This window comes from Moraxella pluranimalium (assembly GCF_002014825.1).
Taxonomy (GTDB): Bacteria; Pseudomonadota; Gammaproteobacteria; order Pseudomonadales; family Moraxellaceae; genus Moraxella; species Moraxella pluranimalium.
This window is the reverse complement of record NZ_MUYU01000009.1, coordinates 174,908-195,273: the sequence shown is the minus strand read 5'-3', so window position 1 is coordinate 195,273 and position 20,366 is coordinate 174,908. Positions and strand designations below refer to the sequence as shown.

Below are 20,366 nucleotides of genomic sequence, written 5' to 3'. Positions count from 1 at the left end.
GATAGATAAGTAATTGATATATAAAGGAAAATACCATGCCACAAGTCATCATCGAGCTTGCGCCAAGTGTCAAAGCGAGCGAACAAGCTGTGCTAACCGCTGTCAATCAAGCGCTGGACGATAGCGGTGTTTTTCGTCTGTCTGATATCAAATCTCGCCTGTATCGCCCCGAGTTTTGCCTAGTGGGTGACGGTACAATGCCACAGGGCTTTGTGTATGTCAAAGTCGCTATCATGGCAGGGCGTAGCGATGAGATTAAGGCAAACCTTGCCGAGTGTGTGATGACGGCGCTCAAAAACTTGCTATCAGCGGATAATCCAGATATCCAATACGGCGTGGAAGTCGTGGATTTGGCAGGGTATTTAAAGGGCTAAGTGCCAATTTGTCTTTGACAAGGTGTTTGACATAGCCCTTTGTTTGATATAATTTCACACTAATTAAACGACATTATCACAAACAATTAGGTGGTTTTGGCAAGCCTGCAATGCGATTGACATGGCGAGCGACCAGACCTGTGTTAAACAGTGCTTGTAGTTTTTGATTGCTAATATCAAGCGCAGGCAAAGTATTCATCAGATGCTTAATCAACGGGCGTGTGGCAGGGCTGTGATGATAAGTCTCAAAAAAAGCACGCACTTGGGCTAGGATTTGGTAATGCTCATCGGTCAGTGTCACATCAAGCGTATCAGCCAGCGTCTGCGCAACCGCAGGCGTCCAATCCAAATGATTGAGCAAATGCCCATCGTCATCAAGTAATAATAGCTGTTCTGTCATTTTATTATCTATTTATTATTTATCTTAAAAAGTCAGCACGGTGTCATAGTCATCAAGCACAGGCGCGCCTGTCGTCAATACCGCTTGAATGGCAGGATTTAGTTTGCCAAATTCATCACCAAATTCATGATAAGCCAATGGCAAATCATACAGCTCAAGCGACTGCACCATGCCATAGATACGAGTAGATGTATCCATCAGTACTGTTAAGCTATGCTTACCAAAAGATAGCTGTACAGTATGGTCAAAAGTTGCCAAAGTGAATGCTAGGGCAATGGCTTCATAGCTGATTAGCTCGCTATCGGTGTTAATTGTTATCAAAAATTTCATTATCAATCCTTAATACTGCACCACTTGCACGCCATCATCAATGAGTAGTGCCAATTCGGATAAGCCAACCAATCGAAAGGGCGTTTGTAGATTATCACTATCGAGCCCGTGTCGTTTGGCATTCTCACTATCAGTAATACCCCGAGCGAGAGCCGTGCTGACACAGACGGGCAAATCAAGCTGATACTGCTCGGATAATGCTGCCCAGCCATCACGAATACTTGGCACATCGGCGGTTTGCCACATCAAGCGATTGGCGGTGGCTGCCCCATCACCATAAAAAAACACCGACACTGATTCACCTTTTGCCAAGCGAGCTTCGGCATCGGCTAGGGCAAGCTTCGCTTTATGTGTGTGCGGCGATGCGGTGATGAGTATTAGAATTTTTGATATAGGCATAAGTAAATATGATATAATAGAATGATATAATGGTTTTGTTATAAATGACTTTGTCATAAATAATCAAAGCATTGACTTATTATAACGCAAATTTTGGTGTAAAATAAGTCAAATTTGGATTTGTGCTACAAGGGTGTAGCTAAAGAGATGGTGTTCATGAGCTCATTTGATTTTATCCCCAACCAAGAACAGCTGGATATTTTGGCGCTTGCTAGCCCCTTTGCACTGCAAATTTATCAAAAGCACACCGAGCGTGCGCAGGCGTTTTTGGGTGAATTTGGCTTTGGTACACCGATGGCTCGAGCGGATTTTGATGCTTTAGTGCGTCGCTTTGTGGGACTTGGCACGACCAATTATTTAGACAGCATTAATGAAGACATGGTGATGAAAGGGCTTCGTGAACTGCGTAAATTTTTGATGCTTAAATGGATTTGGCAAGATGCTTTGGCGGTGATTACGCTTGAAGATTTGACCCGTGAGCTGTCGGACTTTGCCGATAGTTGTATCGAATTTTCAAAAGATTTTGTTTATCATAAATTAACCATTCGCTATGGCGACCCCATCATTCGCCGTAAAACCAAGCAAATTAAAGACGAGCTTGCCATCATTGCGATGGGTAAGCTTGGCGCACGAGAGCTCAATTTATCAAGCGATATTGATTTGATTTTTGTGCATATTGATAATGGCGATACCGATGGCAAAAAGTGCATCGATAGCCATAAATTCATGCGTGATTTGGGTCGTGGGGTGATTAAGCTGCTTGATGAAAACACCGAGCATGGCTTTGTGTTCCGTGTCGATATGCGTCTGCGTCCGTGGGGTGATGGCTCGCCACTGGTGCTGCATTTACAGGCGCTTGAGAAATATTTTAATCAGCATGGGCGTACATGGGAGCGATTTGCTTGGCTAAAAGCCCGTGTGGTGAACCACATCAGTGATGAATTTGCGACGCAATTACGCCAAATTACTAAAAACTTCGTTCATCGTTATTACATCGATTACAGTGCCTTTAGTGCACTGCGTGAGATGAAAGCGATGATTATCAATCAGCAGACACAGCGTCAAGACCTTGATAATGTTAAGCTTGGCGTGGGTGGTATTCGTGATATTGAGTTTATCGTGCAGGCGTTTGCGCTGATTTATGGTGGGCATCATGTGCGTATCGCTGAGCATCCTGCTTGTCTTGAGTGTATGCAGGTGCTGACTGAGCTTGGCTATATCGATGCCGAAGAAAGTAAGCAGTTGTCATCGGCATATCGGTTCTTGCGTCGCCTTGAGCACGCCATCCAAGCACGCCACGACCATCAGTCACAGCGACTGCCAAGCGATAGTGATGAATTACTTGCCATCGCTAAGACGCTCGGCTTTGAGTCTGTAACATCGTTTCGCTCGGTGCTCGATGCGCATCGCCAAAATGTCAGCCGTCCGTTTGGGCGGATGGTGACCGACCGTCAATCGCCCAAGCAAGAAAGCCTAAACGCCAAGCAAATCGGCGACTCGCTACATGAGACTTTGGGCGATGATGCGATGGCGCAGTTGGATGAATTTATGAATTCACGACTGGTCGGCTCGCTCGATGATGTCTCAAAAGAGCGACTGTCGCAGGCGTATCCGATTATTTTGCACGCATTATTGACCCATGCGCAGATGGATGGTGTGCAGTCGGCGATGACGGCGCTACCACGATTGATTGCGCTGCTCGAAGCGATTTGCCGTCGCTCGATTTATCTGGTGATGCTGACCGAAAACCCTGATGCCACCGTGCGACTCATTCCGATGCTGACAGCCAGTCCGTGGATTGCCAAAGAATTAGCACATTATCCAGTTTTGCTTGATACTTTCTTGCAAAAACGCTATCTACATCTGCCTGACAAGAGCGAGCTGACCGATATTTTACGCCAAAGCTTACTGCGTGTTGAGCCATTTGACGATGAAGGTTATTTGTCTGCCATTCGCCTATTTAAAAAGACTCAAGTGCTGGCGGTGGCGACAGCGGATGTGCTTGGGCTACGCCATATTATGAAGGTGTCTGATAGTCTAACCTTTATTGCTGAAGTGGTGCTAGAATCTGCGCTTTATCGTGCTTTTGATGAGCTGACAGCTAAGCATGGCTTTCCGCTACTTCAAAATGGTGAGCGAGCGGGTGTGGATGACTGTGGCTTTGCCATCGTCGGCTATGGCAAGCTTGGCGGTCTTGAGATGAGTTATGCATCGGATTTGGATTTGGTATTTTTGCATCGCATTGATGAAAAGGGCGAAACCGATGGCGAAAAACCCATCAGCGGTATGAAATTTGCCGCACGACTTATCCAAAAGCTGATGACTTATCTGGCTACCCAGACCCGTGATGGCCGTGCTTATGAGATTGATACTCGCCTGCGTCCATCGGGCAATGCGGGCGTGGCGGTGATTTCAACTCATGCCTTTGAGATGTATCAAGACGAAAAAGCGTGGGCATGGGAGCATCAGGCACTGGTGCGTGCTCGTGGCTTGATTGGCGATGAAAAGGTGCTGACAGAATTTGACCGCATCCGCAAAAAAGTACTGACCGCCAAGCGTGATACGGCGCAGGTACGTAGTGATGTGATTGAGATGCGCCAAAAAATGCAAACGCATCTGGGTACAAAGCCTGCCACTCGTCACGGCACGGATGGCGAGCAATTTCATATCAAACAAGACTTTGGCGGGCTGGTGGATATCGAATTTTTGGCGCAGTTTATGGTGCTAAGCTTGTCGCATGACTATCCGACGCTAGCAATTTGGCCGGATAATGTGCGGATTTTTGAAGAAATGGGCAAGGCGCAGATTTGGGATGTCTATCGCTGTGAGCGACTGACCCAAGCTTATCTGGACTTGCGCAAAAAAACCCACGAACTTGCCCTGTCTGAACAAAAAACCATCGTCGATGATGAAGAGTGGCATGAACTGCGCCGCTTTGTCCGTGATGTGTGGCAAGATGTCTTGGGTGATGATGCGGTGGCAAGCGATGGCGGATTGGGTGGTTAATGAGCGCAATTGGCATGATGGCGGTGGATTGGTAAGAAAATCCAATCATCCAATCATAAAAATTGCAAGAATTTGATACCAAAAAAGCGTTACAAACGCCATTAACAATGCTATAATCCAAACCATTTAGATGATGTTGTCATTTTGTCATAAATTTTAGGAATTGATTATTTATGATAAAATGGTGATACTGTATGAATTTTATCTTAAAATAAGGAAACTGCTATGAGTATGGCTACCCAACAAGGTAAACTATGGCTAGACGGTGCTTTGGTTGAGCAACCTGAAGCAAAAGTTCATGTACTAACCCACAGCTTGCACTATGGCTTGGCGGTATTTGAAGGCGTGCGTGCTTATCAGACGCCTGATGGTCGCACAGCGATTTTCCGCCTACAAGAGCACACCGAGCGTCTGCTAAATTCAGCAAAAATCTTTCAGCTCAACTGCACTTATAGCTTTGATGAGCTATGCCAAGCCCAAAAAGATGTCGTGCGTGAAAATGGTTTGGCATCAGCCTATATTCGCCCACTGATTTGGGTTGGTTCTGAAAAACTAGGCATCGCTGCCAAAGATAACACCATCCATGCAGCTGTCGCGGCATGGCACTGGGGTGCGTATTTGGGTGAAGATGGTATCAAAAACGGTATCCGCGTCAAAACTTCAAGCTACACGCACCATCATCCAAACGTCACCATGTGTAAAGCCAAAGCGGCCAGCAACTATCCTGTGTCTATCCTAGCCAACCAAGAAGTGACTCGTAATGGCTATGATGAAGCAATCTTGATGGATCCACAAGGTTATGTCTGCCAAGGTTCAGGCGAAAACCTATTCTTGGTAAAAAATGGCGAGCTACACACGCCTGACTTGGCAGGTGGTGCACTTGACGGTATCACTCGTCGCACGATTATCCAGTTTGCCCAAGATTTAGGCATCAAGGTGGTTGAGCGTCGCATCACTCGTGACGAGTTCTATTTGGCAGATGAAATCTTTATGACTGGTACAGCGGCAGAAGTGACGCCAATCCGTGAATATGATGATCGCACCATCGGTAACGGCGGTCGTGGCCCAATCACCGAAAAACTACAAACGCTATATTTCGATGTGGTGCAAGGTCGTAATGAGCAGTACAAGCACTGGCTGACCTTTGTGGATGAATAATCTGCAAAGTTATTTGGCTTACAAGCGCTCAAATCCATGCGGGTTTGGGCGTTTTTTATGGAAAATTTTGTTATAATGAAACAAAAAAGGAGTCAACCATGAGCGAAACTCAAGTATTTAATGAAGTATTATTACCCAAGCCTGACTATCCTGAAGACTGGGAATGTTGTGGGAGTGAATGTGGGGATTTTTGTGTGTATGAGATTTATCAGCGAGATAAGCAGGCGTATGATGAGCAGCAAAGAAGGCTTGAGCAATTCAAAGCTTTGCAAGGAGTGTAAATCAATAAGCTGGGCTGACTTAGTTGTTTGGCTGGTGAGTTAATTGTAAATCAATGAAAAGAGGCTTTGTATGCAGAACATACATATTGCACATATTCGTCATGATATACAGGGAGATTGGTATGTTCATGCTTTGCAGGATCATCTGACTAAAGTTGCTCAGTTGGCAGTCAGATTTGCAGGCAGTCGGGGTGCGTTGTTTGCTCATTATGCAGGGTTGTGGCATGATTTGGGTAAATTTCAGCAGGTTTTTCAAGAATACATCAAACAGGCGACAGGATTTGACAAAGAAAACGCTCATCTTGAAGATGTAGAAAGTAGCAAGCCTACCAAACGCCCCCATTCTACCGCAGGGGCAAAATATGCCACCATCCACCTTGACCCTTTGTTGGGGCATTTGTTGGCGTATTTAATCGCAGGCCATCATGCAGGGCTTGCAGATTGGCATGATAAGGGTAGCCTCAAAGATAGGTTGCAGAAGGCGGATGATGAACTTGCTGCCGCTCTTGCTGGTGTGGCACAATCACAAAAAGCAAGCGAATTATTGCAGTTTGATGAAGATGGATTGGTTGCTCAATTTGGTCAGGTTTTTGCCCAAAGTGACAATGTGTTGGGCGAGATGCATATTTGGCTACGCTTTCTCTTTTCTTGCTTGGTGGATGCAGATTTTCTGGATACAGAAAGTTTTATGCATGGGTTTACCAATGCCGATGAAGCCAAAGCCTATGGCATTCGTCCAACATTGCCTAGCTTAACCGAATTGCACGAACAGTATGTGCAATATATGGCAAATTTAGCGCAAAAAGCCGACCAAAATCTCCTTACCAATCAAAAACGTGCTGAAATTTTACAACAATGTTTTTGGGCTGCTGAACTTGATAAATCCTTATTCAGTCTAACCGTACCAACAGGTGGTGGCAAAACTTTGGCAAGCTTGGGCTTTGCATTAAAACACGCGCTGAAATTTGGCAAAAAACGCATTATCTACGCCATTCCCTTTACCAGCATTATTGAACAAAATGCCGATGTGTTTCGCAAAATTTTTGACAAAGACGTAGTGCTGGAACACCACAGCAATTTAGATAGTCAAGAAGGCAATGAAACCGCCAAAAATCGCCTTGCAACCGAAAATTGGGACGCACCGCTTATCGTAACCACCAATGTGCAATTATTTGAAAGTTTGTTTGCCAGTCGCACCAGCCGTTGCCGCAAAATTCATAATATTGCTGACAGCATCATTATTCTAGATGAAGCACAACAATTGCCAAGAGAGTTTCAAAAGCCAATCACTGATATGATGCGCGTATTGGCTAGGGATTTTGGCGTAACCTTTGTATTGTGTACCGCCACACAGCCAGAGCTGGGCAAAGAAGTGGATACCTTTGGGCGAATGGATATGCAGGGTCTGGATGGCGTGCATGAGATTGTCCATGACAAGGCGGCTTTGGCAAAGCAGCTACAGCGTGTACATATTCACCTACCCAAGATGGATGCACCAAAACAGACTTGGCAGCAGGTTGCGAGTGATATTGCTGGTCATGATTGTGTACTGGCGGTGGTTAATACTCGCCGACACGCTCGTTTGTTGTTCGATGCTCTGCCTGACGATGGTATCAAGTTGCATTTATCTGCTAATATGTGCGCCACACACCGCACTCAAGTGATTGCCCTGATACGCCACTATTTGCAAGCCTATCATCAAGGTGGATTGCATAAACCCTTGTGGGTGGTGAGTACACAGCTTATTGAAGCAGGTGTGGATGTGGATTTTCCTATGGTGTATCGAGCGATGGCGGGATTGGATAGTATTATTCAGACCGCAGGTCGGTGCAATCGAGAAGGGAAATTGCCAAAGCTTGGTAATGTGGTGGTTTTTCGTGCTGAGCAAGGCGCACCTACAGGCAGCCTAAAACAAGGTCAAGACATCACCGAAGAGATGCTGACGGCAGGGCTATTGGTGGATCCATTTTCACCACAGACAATCAGCGAGTATTTTCGCCGTTTTCGCGCCAAAGGTGTGGTGGATAAATACAAAATCACTGATGATTTGACAGCGCAAATCTCAGAGCAAAACCCTTTGGCAATCAAATTTCGTAGTGCTGCAGAGAAATTTCGCTTGATTGATAATCAAGGTGTGGCACTGGTTGTGCCGTTTGTGCCATTAGCTTGGCAGGATAATCCCCCAAAAATTGTCAAATCCACACAACTGCAGGCATTTTTTGAGCAGTATTTGGCAGACCAGCCGATGGATCGGTGGCAATCAATACTCGATGAATTGCAATATCGACCTACCGACAGTCAAAATTTGGATGATTTCAATCAAGCTGAAGATGATTTTGGCTCTTGGGGTGCAGTGTCGCAGGATTTGGCACTGCCTGAGCCTTTTGAGACATGGTTTAGTTATTTACAAAGTGATCCACTTAAGCATAAGTGGGTCTATCGTCAATTGCAACGCTACACCATCACTGTATATGAGCATGAATTGGCAAAATTACCCAAAGGGGCAGTGTTTGAGCGCGCAGGCTTGTTGGTGCTGGATACGGGATATTATGATGATAAGTTTGGATTAATGACAGATGATAGCATCCTATCACCAAGTGAGTGTGTCTTATGATAAACGCCCCTAGATAGGGGCGTTTTGTCTGCTAAATATAGCATCATAGTTTCAACACACAACCACGCAGGGCGGTTGACTGGATCATTATCCAAGCGGGTATTATAACAAATTTATCATTATCATACTTGACTAAGAAAACAAAATTATCTAATATAGCTTCATAGAATATACAAAAGGAGAATACATGAGTTTTATCCTAGAAATCAGCGGTGATTATGCGTGTTTTACACGACCTGAACTCAAGGTAGAGCGGGTGAGTTATCCTGTCATCACCCCGTCAGCAGCACGTAATATTCTGATGGCAATTCTTTGGAAGCCGGCCATACGCTGGCGAGTACAAAAGATAGAAATCCTAAAACCAATTCAATGGGTAAATTTACGACGCAATGAGCTAGGCACCAAGATGAGCGAGCGTAGCCAAGGGGTCTATATCGAAGATGGTCGCCAACAGCGTGCATCCATGCTACTCAAAGATGTTGCTTATCGCATCCACGCCGATTTTGAGCTGACTGACGAAGCAGGTGAAGGTGACAACCGCACTAAATTTGTGGAGATGTTTCGTCGTCGGGCTAGTCGGGGGCAGTATTTTCATCAGCCATATTTGGGCTGTCGTGAATTTGCCTGTGATTTTAGACTGCTTGAGCGTGCTGATGAAGGGTTGCCACGAGAAGCAATCACCCAAGATTTTGGCTTGATGCTTTATGACATGGATTATAGCAAGTCTGCACCACGAGACTCCAATCATGCTGAGCCGATGTTTTATCATTGTCAGGCGGTGGATGGCGTGATTGTCGTACCTGCTAGCGACAGCAAGGAGATTTTGCGATGATTTTACACGCATTAACCCAGTATTATCAGCGTATGGCAAGCTTGGGCGGGGATGTTGCTCCCGAAGGTTTTGAATATAAAGAACTACCCTTTATCATTGTCATTGATGAACAAGGTAGGTTTGTTCAACTTGAAGACACCCGAGAAACTCAGGGTAAAAAGAAGGTCGGACGCAAATTTTTAGTACCCAAGGGGCTTGGGCGTAGTGGTGCTAAGTCCTATGAAGTGAGCAATATCTTATGGGACCATTATGGCTATGTGTTAGGTGTAGCAAAGGAAGTAGATGGCGTTGCCAAAAAAGACCCAGAGCAAATCGCCAGCGAAGTCGCCAAAAATCAAACCTTGGCGGACAACCAACATCATAGCTTTATCAAAGTGGTAGATGAGCTACATCATGCCATCAGCGATGATGTGGGAGTGCTAGCGGTCAAGCGGTTTTTGGCAAATGCTGATGAAATCAACAAGGTTGTTCAGTCGGATAATTGGGCAGAGTGCTTTAAAATCAAAGGGTGTAATCTAAGTTTTCGCTTGGTAAGTGAAGTGCGTGATTTGGTTTGCCAATCAAAAAGCGTGCAAGCTTATTTATCGAGCCAAAAACAAGAAACAAGCACCGCAGGGCAGGCGGGTATTTGCTTGGTAACAGGACAAAAAACCACCATTGCCCGCTTGCATAATGCCATCAAAGGAGTGAATGCCAAGCCTTCGCCATTTACTTCGGTGAATTTGTCAGCGTTTGAGTCCTACGGCAAACAGCAAGGATATATTTTTCCTGTGGGTGAGCAGGCAATGTTTGAATACACCACAGCGTTAAATATGTTATTAGATAGCGATAATCGCTTTCGTGTGGGGGATGTGACAGCGGTATGCTGGGCTCAAAAACCAACACCGCTTGAGACCAAAGTGTCTATTTTGATAAACGGTATCAAAGACAATCCCAATGCTCATATTGATGAAGTCAAGGGGCTTTATAGAAGCTTATATAAAGGCGTGTATAAAGAACCAAATGCTAAAGACAAATTTTATGTGCTTGGACTATCGCCCAACTCTGCTCGTATCGTGGTGCGGTTTTGGCATGAAACGACAGTGGCGGCATTGTCCGAAAATATCGCCACATGGTATGATGATTTGCAGATGGTGCGTGGCGAAAACTCGCCCTATCCGCCTTTTATGCCATTGCCACGCTTGTTGGGTAATTTGGTGCTAGATGGCAAATTGGAAAATCTCCCCCCTGATTTGATTGCAAGCGTGACCCAAAGCGTATTGAATAACCGCCCTTTGTCGGTAGGACTGCTCCAGCTGGCATTGCGTCGCAACAAAGCAGAGCAAAAAATCACGCATGGGCGAGCGTGCCTGATTAAAGCTTATTTAAATCGTGCTGTCCGTTGTGGCAGTTTATCACACATCAAGGAGCTTGATATGAGTTTGGATAAATCTCGTGAAGATATTGGCTATCTATTAGGCAGGCTATTTGCTGTGCTTGAAAAAATCCAAGAAGAAGCCAATCCTAACCTAAACGCCACCATCGGCGAGCGGTATTTTGGTTCGGCAAGTAGTACACCGATTTCGGTATTTGGCACATTGATACGCTTATCAAAACATCATTTGGCAAAGATTGGCAATATCGGCAGACGAGTAAATTTGGAAAAATTGCAACAAGAAATCATTGCCAAGATTAACCAATTTCCAAGCCATTTGAATATCAACCAACAAGGGCTGTTTTCTATTGGCTATTATCATCAAAAACAAGATTTTTATGTCAAATCTACTGACGCTGACAAGGAGTAATTCAGATGACTATCGAAAAACGCTACGATTTTGTATTTTTGTTTGATGTGCAAGATGGCAATCCAAATGGCGACCCTGATGCAGGCAACTTGCCACGCATTGACCCAGAAACAGGCATGGGGCTGGTGACTGATGTCTGTCTAAAACGCAAGGTGCGTAATTTTGTACAGATGACCCAAGATGCCCAAACGCATGATATTTTTATCCGCGAAAAGGGGATTTTGAACCAACTGATTGACGAAGCGCACGAGCAAGAAAGTGTCAAAGCCAAAGAAAAAGGCGACAAAACCGAAGCGGCACGCCAATATATGTGCCAACGCTACTATGATATTCGTACCTTTGGGGCGGTGATGACCACAGGCAAAAATGCAGGTCAAGTGCGTGGCCCTGTTCAGCTGACCTTTTCACGCTCTATTGACCCGATTATCACGCTTGAGCATAGCATCACTCGTATGGCAGTAACCAACGAAAAAGACGCTAGCGAAACAGGGGATAATCGCACGATGGGGCGTAAGTTTACCGTACCTTATGGATTGTATCGTTGTCATGGCTTTGTGTCGGCTCATTTTGCCAAGCAGACAGGTTTTGGCGATGATGATTTGGTACTATTGTGGCAGGCACTTATCAATATGTTTGACCATGACCATTCGGCAGCTCGTGGACAGATGACGGCTCGTGGGTTGTATGTGTTTGAGCATAGCAATAGTTTGGGTGATGCTCCTGCCGATAGTCTATTTAGACGCATTACGGTTGTCAAAAAAGCAGGCGTGGATACTGTGCGTAGCTTTGATGACTATGCGGTAACGGTTGATGATAGCAATCTAGGGGCGACAACTTTACACCGCCACTTGGGTTAATTGTGCTTGATTGATGGTTTTTGACTTATGGTTGATATGCCAATTAATCTAGCAACACCACAAAGCAGAGAGCAAAGACCCATTTTACTCTCTGCTTTGCAGCATTATGCCTTCTGCCCACGCCAATGTGCGTTAATTCACAATGAACAAGCATGGGCAGAAAATTATCTGACTGCACAAGGTCAAGCCTTGCATAGGCGAGTGGATAGCGGTGAGCCCGAAACTCGCCAAGGTGTGCGTTTTGAGCGTAGCGTGCACGTATCTGCCGACAAATTGGGGCTAAGTGGTGTTATTGATATGGTGGAATGCGAATTGTCCACAGGGCGACTGTATCCTGTGGAATATAAGCGTGGCAAGCCAAAACCCGAGCCATTTGATGAAATTCAGCTATGTGCTCAAGCGTTGTGCCTAGAAGAAATGACAGGGCAAACCATCAGCGAAGGGGCATTGTGGTATATGCAAACTCGTCATCGTGTACCGGTGGTGTTTACCGATACGCTAAGAGAGCAAACACTTACTGTGATTTATCAAGTCAAGGCACTTTTGACAAGTGGACAAACGCCATTGCCTAATTATGACAAACGCTGTAAGGCGTGCTCACTCATAGAGCTGTGTCAACCAAAGCTATTGCAAAAAGATAGGTCGGTGGGCTATGTGGCGGGGTTGTTTGGGGAAGACTGATAATTCAAGTGAATAATTATAATTAATAAGGATTTAATTGTGCGTAAACTTCAAAACACCTTATATATCACCACGCAGGGCAGTTATCTGCATAAGGAGCGGGAAACGCTGGTGGTGGAGCATGAACGCAAAAAGATAGCACAGTTACCGGTACATTCCATCGGGCATATCTTTTGTTTTGGCAATGTGTTGGTGTCGCCGTTTTTGATGGGGTTTTGCGGTGAGAATAATGTCAATTTGGCATTTTTTACCGAAAATGGGCGATTTTTGGGGCGTTTGCAGGGGCGACAAAGTGGTAATGTGCTGCTAAGGCGGGCGCAATATCGATTGTCCGAACAAAACCCTGTACCAATTGCACGGCATATCATCGCTGCCAAAATCCAAGCGTCCAAACGAGTGCTACAACGCAGACAAAGAAATCATGGCGAGATTGCTGAAATTGGTCAGGCAATTCAATGTCTGAATAATGGACTGTTAAGATTACAAAATACTCAAAGCCTTGATGAAATTCGGGGTATTGAGGGTGAAGCGGCGGCAAATTATTTTGCGGTGTTTCACCATTTGATTGGCAAAGATACAGGGTTTGTGTTTCATGGGCGTAATCGCAGACCGCCAAAAGATGAAATAAATGCCTTATTATCATTGCTTTATAGTATTGTAGGTAAGGATATTAGCGGGGCATTGCAAGGGGTTGGGCTTGATTCGCAAGTGGGATTTTTGCACGCTGATAGACCGGGGCGAGATAGTTTGGCGCAGGATATTTTGGAAGAGTTTCGTGCATGGTGGGTGGATAGATTGGTGCTGACTTTGGTTAATCGTGGACAGCTCAAGCTTGATGATTTTACCACCGAAGCTAGCGGCGCGGTCAATCTTAAGCCAGATGCCAGAAAGTTGGTATTTCAAGCCTTACAAGCCAAAAAACAAGAAAAAATCATTCATCCATATCTAAAAGAAGAAGTAGAAATCGGCTTATTACCCCATATTCAAGCCATGCTACTAGCAAGACATTTGCGGGGTGATTTGGCGCATTATCCACCATTTTTGATGAGATAATCTTATGATGATGTTAATTACTTATGATATATCGCTAGACGATAAAGCGGGAGCGAAACGACTTCGCCAAATCGCTAAGCATTGTCTAGATTATGGCGTGAGAGCGCAGTATTCAGTATTTGAATGTGATGTAACGCCCGATCAGTGGGTGGTTCTTAAGAATAAATTGCTAAAAACTTATGACCCAAAGGTGGATAGCTTGCGTTTTTATCATCTAGGAAGTAAATGGCGACGCAAGGTGGAGCATCATGGAGCAAAACCTGCGGTGGATGTCTTTCAAGATGTGCTGATTGTCTAATCGCTAATGGGCGGTTGTCATGGATTTGCCGGAGGGTTGGCGATGAGCTAAGCCTTTGAATTATTTAACAATTGAAAACAAAAATAAAATCATCTACAATAAGGATGTTTTTGGGGCTTGGCTTTAGCGATTTTGTTATCGTCAAGCCTTGAAAATACTGCCATTGCAATGATGGCAGTCGCTCCCCATGCGGGAGCGTGTGTTGAAACCATTGGCATTACCATTCGATGACTGAGCATGTATGTCGCTCCCCATGCGGGAGCGTGTGTTGAAACTGATAGTACTTATCCGTATAATTGACACAAGTCAGTCGCTCCCCATGCGGGAGCGTGTGTTGAAACACGGATTTTAAGTTTGTACTCAAGCATCGCCATAGTCGCTCCCCATGCGGGAGCGTGTGTTGAAACCAGACTTCGATTGCCTTAGCCTTGATGGTGTCCCGTCGCTCCCCATGCGGGAGCGTGTGTTGAAACATCGGGAACGGGTTCGCTGCCGCAAAGGCGATCGCGTCGCTCCCCATGCGGGAGCGTGTGTTGAAACATCCTTTTGATGTGTTTATCCGACAAATCAAGGTCAGTCGCTCCCCATGCGGGAGCGTGTGTTGAAACCACGAAGCGATGGTGTTTTCATTTTCGCCGATGGCGTCGCTCCCCATGCGGGAGCGTGTGTTGAAACAGCGGTGAGATTAGCATCGGTGATATTTTTGCCGTCGCTCCCCATGCGGGAGCGTGTGTTGAAACATAGTAGGCTCGCAAAGTCAACAGATGAGTACTCAGTCGCTCCCCATGCGGGAGCGTGTGTTGAAACTGCCAGTTGCCATCGTCTTTACGCCAACGCACTTGTCGCTCCCCATGCGGGAGCGTGTGTTGAAACTATACCTAAAAAGTAAAAAACACAATACCCAAAGTCGCTCCCCATGCGGGAGCGTGTGTTGAAACCGAACGAATTTGACAAGTGGAACAAATCTATCCACGTCGCTCCCCATGCGGGAGCGTGTGTTGAAACTCAACTTACAACTTAGAGCGTGATTTAGAAACCCTGTCGCTCCCCATGCGGGAGCGTGTGTTGAAACATTTTTAAACACCCAATAAAAAACCGCCTATCGAGTCGCTCCCCATGCGGGAGCGTGTGTTGAAACATCGTTTGCTCCTTATTTTACCGCTGGTGCCAGTCGTCGCTCCCCATGCGGGAGCGTGTGTTGAAACTGACTTATTTTTGGCAGTATCAAGCGCATCTTCGTCGCTCCCCATGCGGGAGCGTGTGTTGAAACCCATGTGTAGCAGATGATTGGCATCCGCATATAGTCGCTCCCCATGCGGGAGCGTGTGTTGAAACATCGTTTGTTTGCCATGCAAAAAGCCCTTGCAGTGTCGCTCCCCATGCGGGAGCGTGTGTTGAAACTTTGAGTCGCATCTCATACTCGAGCCGTGCTGGAGTCGCTCCCCATGCGGGAGCGTGTGTTGAAACTTGCCAAAGCTGATTTCGACTTTGTTTTTTGCCTGTCGCTCCCCATGCGGGAGCGTGTGTTGAAACATAACAAGTCCTTAAGGTTGAATGAAAAAAAGCCGTCGCTCCCCATGCGGGAGCGTGTGTTGAAACACAGTAATACAAGTCATCAATATGATAAACTTCATGTCGCTCCCCATGCGGGAGCGTGTGTTGAAACATACAAGTTGTGAAGTGGGTATTGAACGCACCTTGTCGCTCCCCATGCGGGAGCGTGTGTTGAAACTCCTGCATCTAGCCTAATCGGATAATTTTATGAGGTCGCTCCCCATGCGGGAGCGTGTGTTGAAACAGCGGTGATACTAGCGTCAAGCGCTATATCGGCTGTCGCTCCCCATGCGGGAGCGTGTGTTGAAACGACGCAATACTGACAATGCCTTGCCACGCTGATGAGTCGCTCCCCATGCGGGAGCGTGTGTTGAAACGACATGGTCGTCAACATAATCACAAAGCCTTCAGGTCGCTCCCCATGCGGGAGCGTGTGTTGAAACTATCCGCCATCGCTTTAGCCGTCTGATTAGCACCGTCGCTCCCCATGCGGGAGCGTGTGTTGAAACTTGTTTGATATTATATCATAGTTTTGATAGTCTGTCGCTCCCCATGCGGGAGCGTGTGTTGAAACATATGGCGGGTGATTTGGATGCACTCGATACCGCGTCGCTCCCCATGCGGGAGCGTGTGTTGAAACCGTCTTACAACTTAGAGCATGATTTAGAAACCCTGTCGCTCCCCATGCGGGAGCGTGTGTTGAAACATCATACTGCAGTTCGCCCGTCTCGTGAAACAAACGTCGCTCCCCATGCGGGAGCGTGTGTTGAAACCCACCAGTCATCGACACGCTCAAAATCAGGCAAATCGTCGCTCCCCATGCGGGAGCGTGTGTTGAAACCTTGGCTTGCCAATATGCAAATCCATAATATCACGTCGCTCCCCATGCGGGAGCGTGTGTTGAAACTGTACGGCGAGCGTGATGTTGGTGGCTTTATCGTGTCGCTCCCCATGCGGGAGCGTGTGTTGAAACATATGGCGGGTGATTTGGATGCACTCGATACCGGTCGCTCCCCATGCGGGAGCGTGTGTTGAAACATAGTCTTAGCTAATAGATGATGCAGGATAACCGTCGCTCCCCATGCGGGAGCGTGTGTTGAAACCTGTACGCAGAATTGATGGCGTACAGATTGAGATGTCGCTCCCCATGCGGGAGCGTGTGTTGAAACTCACGCAATAGTGCAAGCTCACGAGCTATCCCTATGTCGCTCCCCATGCGGGAGCGTGTGTTGAAACATCACAATATTGAGCTAGGCTGTACAAGCTCCACGTCGCTCCCCATGCGGGAGCGTGTGTTGAAACCATGAAAAGTTACGCATACAATAGACCCCCTTGTGTCGCTCCCCATGCGGGAGCGTGTGTTGAAACGCCACGATAACGCCCGCACACCGCCCAATGACAATGTCGCTCCCCATGCGGGAGCGTGTGTTGAAACATTAGCAATCACAAAATTTACGCCAAGGCTGATGGTCGCTCCCCATGCGGGAGCGTGTGTTGAAACATACTCAAGCTCCATCAGTTCAAGCTTACCCTTGCGTCGCTCCCCATGCGGGAGCGTGTGTTGAAACACGAAGGCCAGTATGAAACCTTTAAGAATGTGCAAGTCGCTCCCCATGCGGGAGCGTGTGTTGAAACAACGATGGCGAGCAGGATTGCTATATCCGCTCATGTCGCTCCCCATGCGGGAGCGTGTGTTGAAACCCGATGAACATTGGCGCTATGGCGACGGTTATCGGTCGCTCCCCATGCGGGAGCGTGTGTTGAAACGTAAAAAAGTCTGTAAGTCTTTGATTTGCCAAGCGTCGCTCCCCATGCGGGAGCGTGTGTTGAAACATTTAAAATCAAGCCCTTGCAATGCAGGGGCTTTTGTCGCTCCCCATGCGGGAGCGTGTGTTGAAACTACTGATTGTAAAGTTATGTAAAGACAGAAACAAAGGCGGTCGCTCCCCATGCGGGAGCGTGTGTTGAAACTATACCCAGTGTAGCGTGATAACGCTGTACTAACGTCGCTCCCCATGCGGGAGCGTGTGTTGAAACATATCCTAGATTTATATAATCTACTCGTTTCTGGTCGCTCCCCATGCGGGAGCGTGTGTTGAAACATAACTTTATGATTTTGCAAGCATTTTTTATTGAGGTCGCTCCCCATGCGGGAGCGTGTGTTGAAACCTCACTCGCACAAATACCGCTCCATTGCTCGATGGTCGCTCCCCATGCGGGAGCGTGTGTTGAAACCAAGTGCCTGACTTTGGCACGCTCATGATGCCGTCGTCGCTCCCCATGCGGGAGCGTGTGTTGAAACTGGTCTGGATAATTTTACTTGGAAAAGAATTGCAGTCGCTCCCCATGCGGGAGCGTGTGTTGAAACGGTTAGGTGCAATATCACGCCATCATAGTATATGCGTCGCTCCCCATGCGGGAGCGTGTGTTGAAACAGGTGCTTGGCTGTAGCCCGTACCCACCGTGCCAAGTCGCTCCCCATGCGGGAGCGTGTGTTGAAACATCTACATTCCTCATGCGTTTCTTTACGCCGAAAGTCGCTCCCCATGCGGGAGCGTGTGTTGAAACCGCTAGGTCATCATCTAGGTATGTAAAGTAACTGTGTCGCTCCCCATGCGGGAGCGTGTGTTGAAACAAAAAAAGGCACACGGTATTTTCTGTAAGTCCGTCGCTCCCCATGCGGGAGCGTGTGTTGAAACACCAACAAAGGAGTAATCCAAATGATTAATTTTGGTCGCTCCCCATGCGGGAGCGTGTGTTGAAACAATGTTACAGTATTGAAGACTTGTTGTTTACCCTACGTCGCTCCCCATGCGGGAGCGTGTGTTGAAACAATCAGGCGAAGTAATACCCAACACCCTGTGCCGTGTCGCTCCCCATGCGGGAGCGTGTGTTGAAACACCCGTGATGAAGTGTACTTAGACGGTGATGACATGTCGCTCCCCATGCGGGAGCGTGTGTTGAAACCTAAACCCTTAGTAGCTACTTAGTAGCTAGTGACGTCGCTCCCCATGCGGGAGCGTGTGTTGAAACATCTTCCTGTGCTAGTAGTCGCAGGATTGTCTGCGGTCGCTCCCCATGCGGGAGCGTGTGTTGAAACATTTAGTCTCCTTTGGTTAGATAGTAGGGGTGTGTCGCTCCCCATGCGGGAGCGTGTGTTGAAACCACAAAATCCCACCAAAAATAAAATTCCCAAATAAGTCGCTCCCCATGCGGGAGCGTGTGTTGAAACGGCTCTACGATAAGCTAGTTTGTCGTACTGTTTCAGTCGCTCCCCATGCGGGAGCGTGTGTTGAAACAAGCGGCATAAAAACTAAGCGTCCATCCTGATAATGTCGCTCCCCATGCGGGAGCGTGTGTTGAAACCGTAAGTACGGCATGAGCTTGGCTTGTGCTGGTGTCGCTCCCCATGCGGGAGCGTGTGTTGAAACAACCCAATCATTATACTGACTGACGAGCTGACCTGTCGCTCCCCATGCGGGAGCGTGTGTTGAAACGTGTATTCGCCGTTTAAAGCTCGCAATCGCCATACCGTCGCTCCCCATGCGGGAGCGTGTGTTGAAACAGCCCATTGGTCGCACCCAATGGGCTTTTTGCGTCGCTCCCCATGCGGGAGCGTGTGTTGAAACTTAAGATTTTTCGCAAAATCCTGCGAAATTTAGAAGTCGCTCCCCATGCGGGAGCGTGTGTTGAAACAAAAAAAGGCACGCCATTATTTTTAAAAAGTCATGTCGCTCCCCATGCGGGAGCGTGTGTTGAAACACATGACCAAAACACCCCTAGAGCAAGCCTTTGCCAGTCGCTCCCCATGCGGGAGCGTGTGTTGAAACGCAGCAGCAAAGGCGATCGCCTGCTGAATCGCCAGTCGCTCCCCATGCGGGAGCGTGTGTTGAAACATTTTATTAACTCCTATTTTGTGTTTTGGGGGCGTCGCTCCCCATGCGGGAGCGTGTGTTGAAACCATTTTTCGTGGGGTCGGCGATGTCGGGGGGGTAAGGTCGCTCCCCATGCGGGAGCGTGTGTTGAAACCGCACGAACCAACCAACAAAACCCAAAAATCTCAAGTCGCTCCCCATGCGGGAGCGTGTGTTGAAACGTAACAAGCTATTATCTAGGTAATACAAAGGGCGTCGCTCCCCATGCGGGAGCGTGTGTTGAAACGCTTGACTACCACCACGCCCCAATCTATAATACACGTCGCTCCCCATGCGGGAGCGTGTGTTGAAACACCCGTGATGAAGTGTATTTAGACGGTGATGAGAGTCGCTCCCCATGCGGGAGCGTGTGTTGAAACGCCCCATCCATGCTCGAAGCTGACCACATCATCAAGTCGCTCCCCATGCGGGAGCGTGTGTTGAAACCATTTTAACCGCCTTAATTGGCGGTTTTTTCACGCGTCGCTCCCCATGCGGGAGCGTGTGTTGAAACATGTGCCTGCCTTTAAGGTAGGTCTAGGCACGATAGTCGCTCCCCATGCGGGAGCGTGTGTTGAAACATATCGCCTTTGCCCGCTTTGGCATAGATCATAAAGTCGCTCCCCATGCGGGAGCGTGTGTTGAAACACTTTCTGAAGTGATAGATGCACCATCGTTCAGTTGTCGCTCCCCATGCGGGAGCGTGTGTTGAAACCCATCGTCGTACACCAAAAATTGAAAATCTCGATAGTCGCTCCCCATGCAGGAGCGTGTGTTGAAACGCACGTCACGTCAGTATTATCAAACGTCCCACAAAGTCGCTCCCCATGC

14 protein-coding genes and 1 CRISPR repeat array are annotated in these 20,366 nt (G+C 47.3%); of the genes, 11 read left to right on the top strand and 3 right to left on the bottom strand.

From position 1 onward, the window contains the following. The first annotated feature begins 35 nt into the window (after positions 1-35). Positions 36-374 carry a 5-carboxymethyl-2-hydroxymuconate Delta-isomerase gene (locus tag B0680_RS04545; RefSeq protein WP_078253875.1) on the top strand — a complete coding sequence of 113 codons (339 nt, stop codon included), beginning with the start codon at positions 36-38 and terminating at the stop codon, positions 372-374. A 76-nt stretch (positions 375-450) separates the two neighbouring features. Here the strand turns inward: B0680_RS04545 and B0680_RS04540 are convergent, their stop codons facing one another. Genes B0680_RS04540 through tusD form a run of 3 tightly spaced genes read right to left on the bottom strand, consistent with a single transcriptional unit; the run spans position 451 to position 1,503 of the window. Next, on the bottom strand, positions 451-774 hold the full coding sequence (locus B0680_RS04540; RefSeq protein ID WP_078253874.1) for a TusE/DsrC/DsvC family sulfur relay protein: 324 nt from the start codon (positions 772-774) through the stop codon (positions 451-453). 24 nt (positions 775-798) lie between these two features. Further along, positions 799-1,104, bottom strand: coding sequence for a hypothetical protein (locus B0680_RS04535; protein WP_078253872.1), 306 nt, complete (start codon positions 1,102-1,104; stop codon positions 799-801). 9 nt (positions 1,105-1,113) lie between these two features. Continuing rightward, complete coding sequence (tusD, locus tag B0680_RS04530) at positions 1,114-1,503, bottom strand: sulfurtransferase complex subunit TusD (protein ID WP_078253871.1); 390 nt, start codon at positions 1,501-1,503, stop codon at positions 1,114-1,116. Positions 1,504-1,659: 156 nt separating this feature from the next. Between tusD and glnE the strand changes: the two genes are divergently transcribed. From glnE to cas2, 10 genes are all read left to right on the top strand, one after another. Then, positions 1,660-4,509 carry a bifunctional [glutamate--ammonia ligase]-adenylyl-L-tyrosine phosphorylase/[glutamate--ammonia-ligase] adenylyltransferase gene (glnE, locus tag B0680_RS04525; RefSeq protein WP_078253870.1) on the top strand — a complete coding sequence of 950 codons (2,850 nt, stop codon included), beginning with the start codon at positions 1,660-1,662 and terminating at the stop codon, positions 4,507-4,509. Positions 4,510-4,734: 225 nt separating this feature from the next. Beyond that, positions 4,735-5,667 carry a branched-chain amino acid transaminase gene (locus B0680_RS04520; RefSeq protein WP_078253868.1) on the top strand — a complete coding sequence of 311 codons (933 nt, stop codon included), beginning with the start codon at positions 4,735-4,737 and terminating at the stop codon, positions 5,665-5,667. A gap of 98 nt (positions 5,668-5,765) precedes the next feature. Continuing rightward, a complete protein-coding gene (locus B0680_RS04515; protein ID WP_078253867.1) occupies positions 5,766-5,948 on the top strand; it encodes an oxidoreductase-like domain-containing protein in 183 nt (60 codons plus the stop codon). Between the two features lie 70 nt (positions 5,949-6,018). Further along, complete coding sequence (locus B0680_RS04510; protein WP_078253864.1) at positions 6,019-8,562, top strand: CRISPR-associated helicase/endonuclease Cas3; 2,544 nt, start codon at positions 6,019-6,021, stop codon at positions 8,560-8,562. A gap of 187 nt (positions 8,563-8,749) precedes the next feature. After that, entirely contained in the window at positions 8,750-9,394 is a 645-nt protein-coding gene (gene cas5c, locus B0680_RS04505) for a type I-C CRISPR-associated protein Cas5c (protein ID WP_078253863.1), read from the top strand. Continuing rightward, positions 9,391-11,178: a type I-C CRISPR-associated protein Cas8c/Csd1 gene (gene cas8c, locus B0680_RS04500; RefSeq protein WP_078253862.1), complete on the top strand. Its 1,788-nt coding sequence runs from the start codon at positions 9,391-9,393 to the stop codon at positions 11,176-11,178. Before cas5c ends, cas8c begins: the two co-directional genes overlap by 4 nt. A gap of 5 nt (positions 11,179-11,183) precedes the next feature. Next, the gene (gene cas7c / locus B0680_RS04495) at positions 11,184-12,035 is read left to right on the top strand and encodes a type I-C CRISPR-associated protein Cas7/Csd2 (protein WP_078253860.1); all 852 of its coding nucleotides are present in this window, start codon (positions 11,184-11,186) and stop codon (positions 12,033-12,035) included. Positions 12,036-12,071: 36 nt separating this feature from the next. Continuing rightward, the gene (gene cas4 / locus B0680_RS04490; RefSeq protein ID WP_078253918.1) at positions 12,072-12,716 is read left to right on the top strand and encodes a CRISPR-associated protein Cas4; all 645 of its coding nucleotides are present in this window, start codon (positions 12,072-12,074) and stop codon (positions 12,714-12,716) included. A gap of 39 nt (positions 12,717-12,755) precedes the next feature. Further along, positions 12,756-13,769, top strand: coding sequence for a type I-C CRISPR-associated endonuclease Cas1c (gene cas1c, locus B0680_RS04485; protein ID WP_078253859.1), 1,014 nt, complete (start codon positions 12,756-12,758; stop codon positions 13,767-13,769). A 4-nt stretch (positions 13,770-13,773) separates the two neighbouring features. Further along, entirely contained in the window at positions 13,774-14,067 is a 294-nt protein-coding gene (gene cas2 / locus B0680_RS04480) for a CRISPR-associated endonuclease Cas2 (protein WP_078253857.1), read from the top strand. Positions 14,068-14,244: 177 nt separating this feature from the next. After that, positions 14,245-20,317: a CRISPR direct-repeat array (repeat unit 32 nt; unit sequence GTCGCTCCCCATGCGGGAGCGTGTGTTGAAAC). Between the last annotated feature and the right edge of the window lie 49 nt (positions 20,318-20,366).

What these genes read in the sequence shown, in the direction of transcription:
- B0680_RS04535 (WP_078253872.1), bottom strand. Translation starts at nt 1,104, where the DNA reads ATGAAATTTTTGATAACAATTAACACCGATAGCGAGCTAATCAGCTAT.
- cas5c (WP_078253863.1), top strand. Translation starts at nt 8,750, where the DNA reads ATGAGTTTTATCCTAGAAATCAGCGGTGATTATGCGTGTTTTACACGA.
- cas7c (WP_078253860.1), top strand. Translation starts at nt 11,184, where the DNA reads ATGACTATCGAAAAACGCTACGATTTTGTATTTTTGTTTGATGTGCAA.
- cas8c (WP_078253862.1), top strand. Translation starts at nt 9,391, where the DNA reads ATGATTTTACACGCATTAACCCAGTATTATCAGCGTATGGCAAGCTTG.
- tusD (WP_078253871.1), bottom strand. Translation starts at nt 1,503, where the DNA reads ATGCCTATATCAAAAATTCTAATACTCATCACCGCATCGCCGCACACA.
- B0680_RS04515 (WP_078253867.1), top strand. Translation starts at nt 5,766, where the DNA reads ATGAGCGAAACTCAAGTATTTAATGAAGTATTATTACCCAAGCCTGAC.
- cas4 (WP_078253918.1), top strand. Translation starts at nt 12,072, where the DNA reads ATGCCAATTAATCTAGCAACACCACAAAGCAGAGAGCAAAGACCCATT.
- B0680_RS04510 (WP_078253864.1), top strand. Translation starts at nt 6,019, where the DNA reads ATGCAGAACATACATATTGCACATATTCGTCATGATATACAGGGAGAT.
- B0680_RS04545 (WP_078253875.1), top strand. Translation starts at nt 36, where the DNA reads ATGCCACAAGTCATCATCGAGCTTGCGCCAAGTGTCAAAGCGAGCGAA.
- glnE (WP_078253870.1), top strand. Translation starts at nt 1,660, where the DNA reads ATGAGCTCATTTGATTTTATCCCCAACCAAGAACAGCTGGATATTTTG.
- B0680_RS04520 (WP_078253868.1), top strand. Translation starts at nt 4,735, where the DNA reads ATGAGTATGGCTACCCAACAAGGTAAACTATGGCTAGACGGTGCTTTG.
- B0680_RS04540 (WP_078253874.1), bottom strand. Translation starts at nt 774, where the DNA reads ATGACAGAACAGCTATTATTACTTGATGACGATGGGCATTTGCTCAAT.
- cas2 (WP_078253857.1), top strand. Translation starts at nt 13,774, where the DNA reads ATGATGATGTTAATTACTTATGATATATCGCTAGACGATAAAGCGGGA.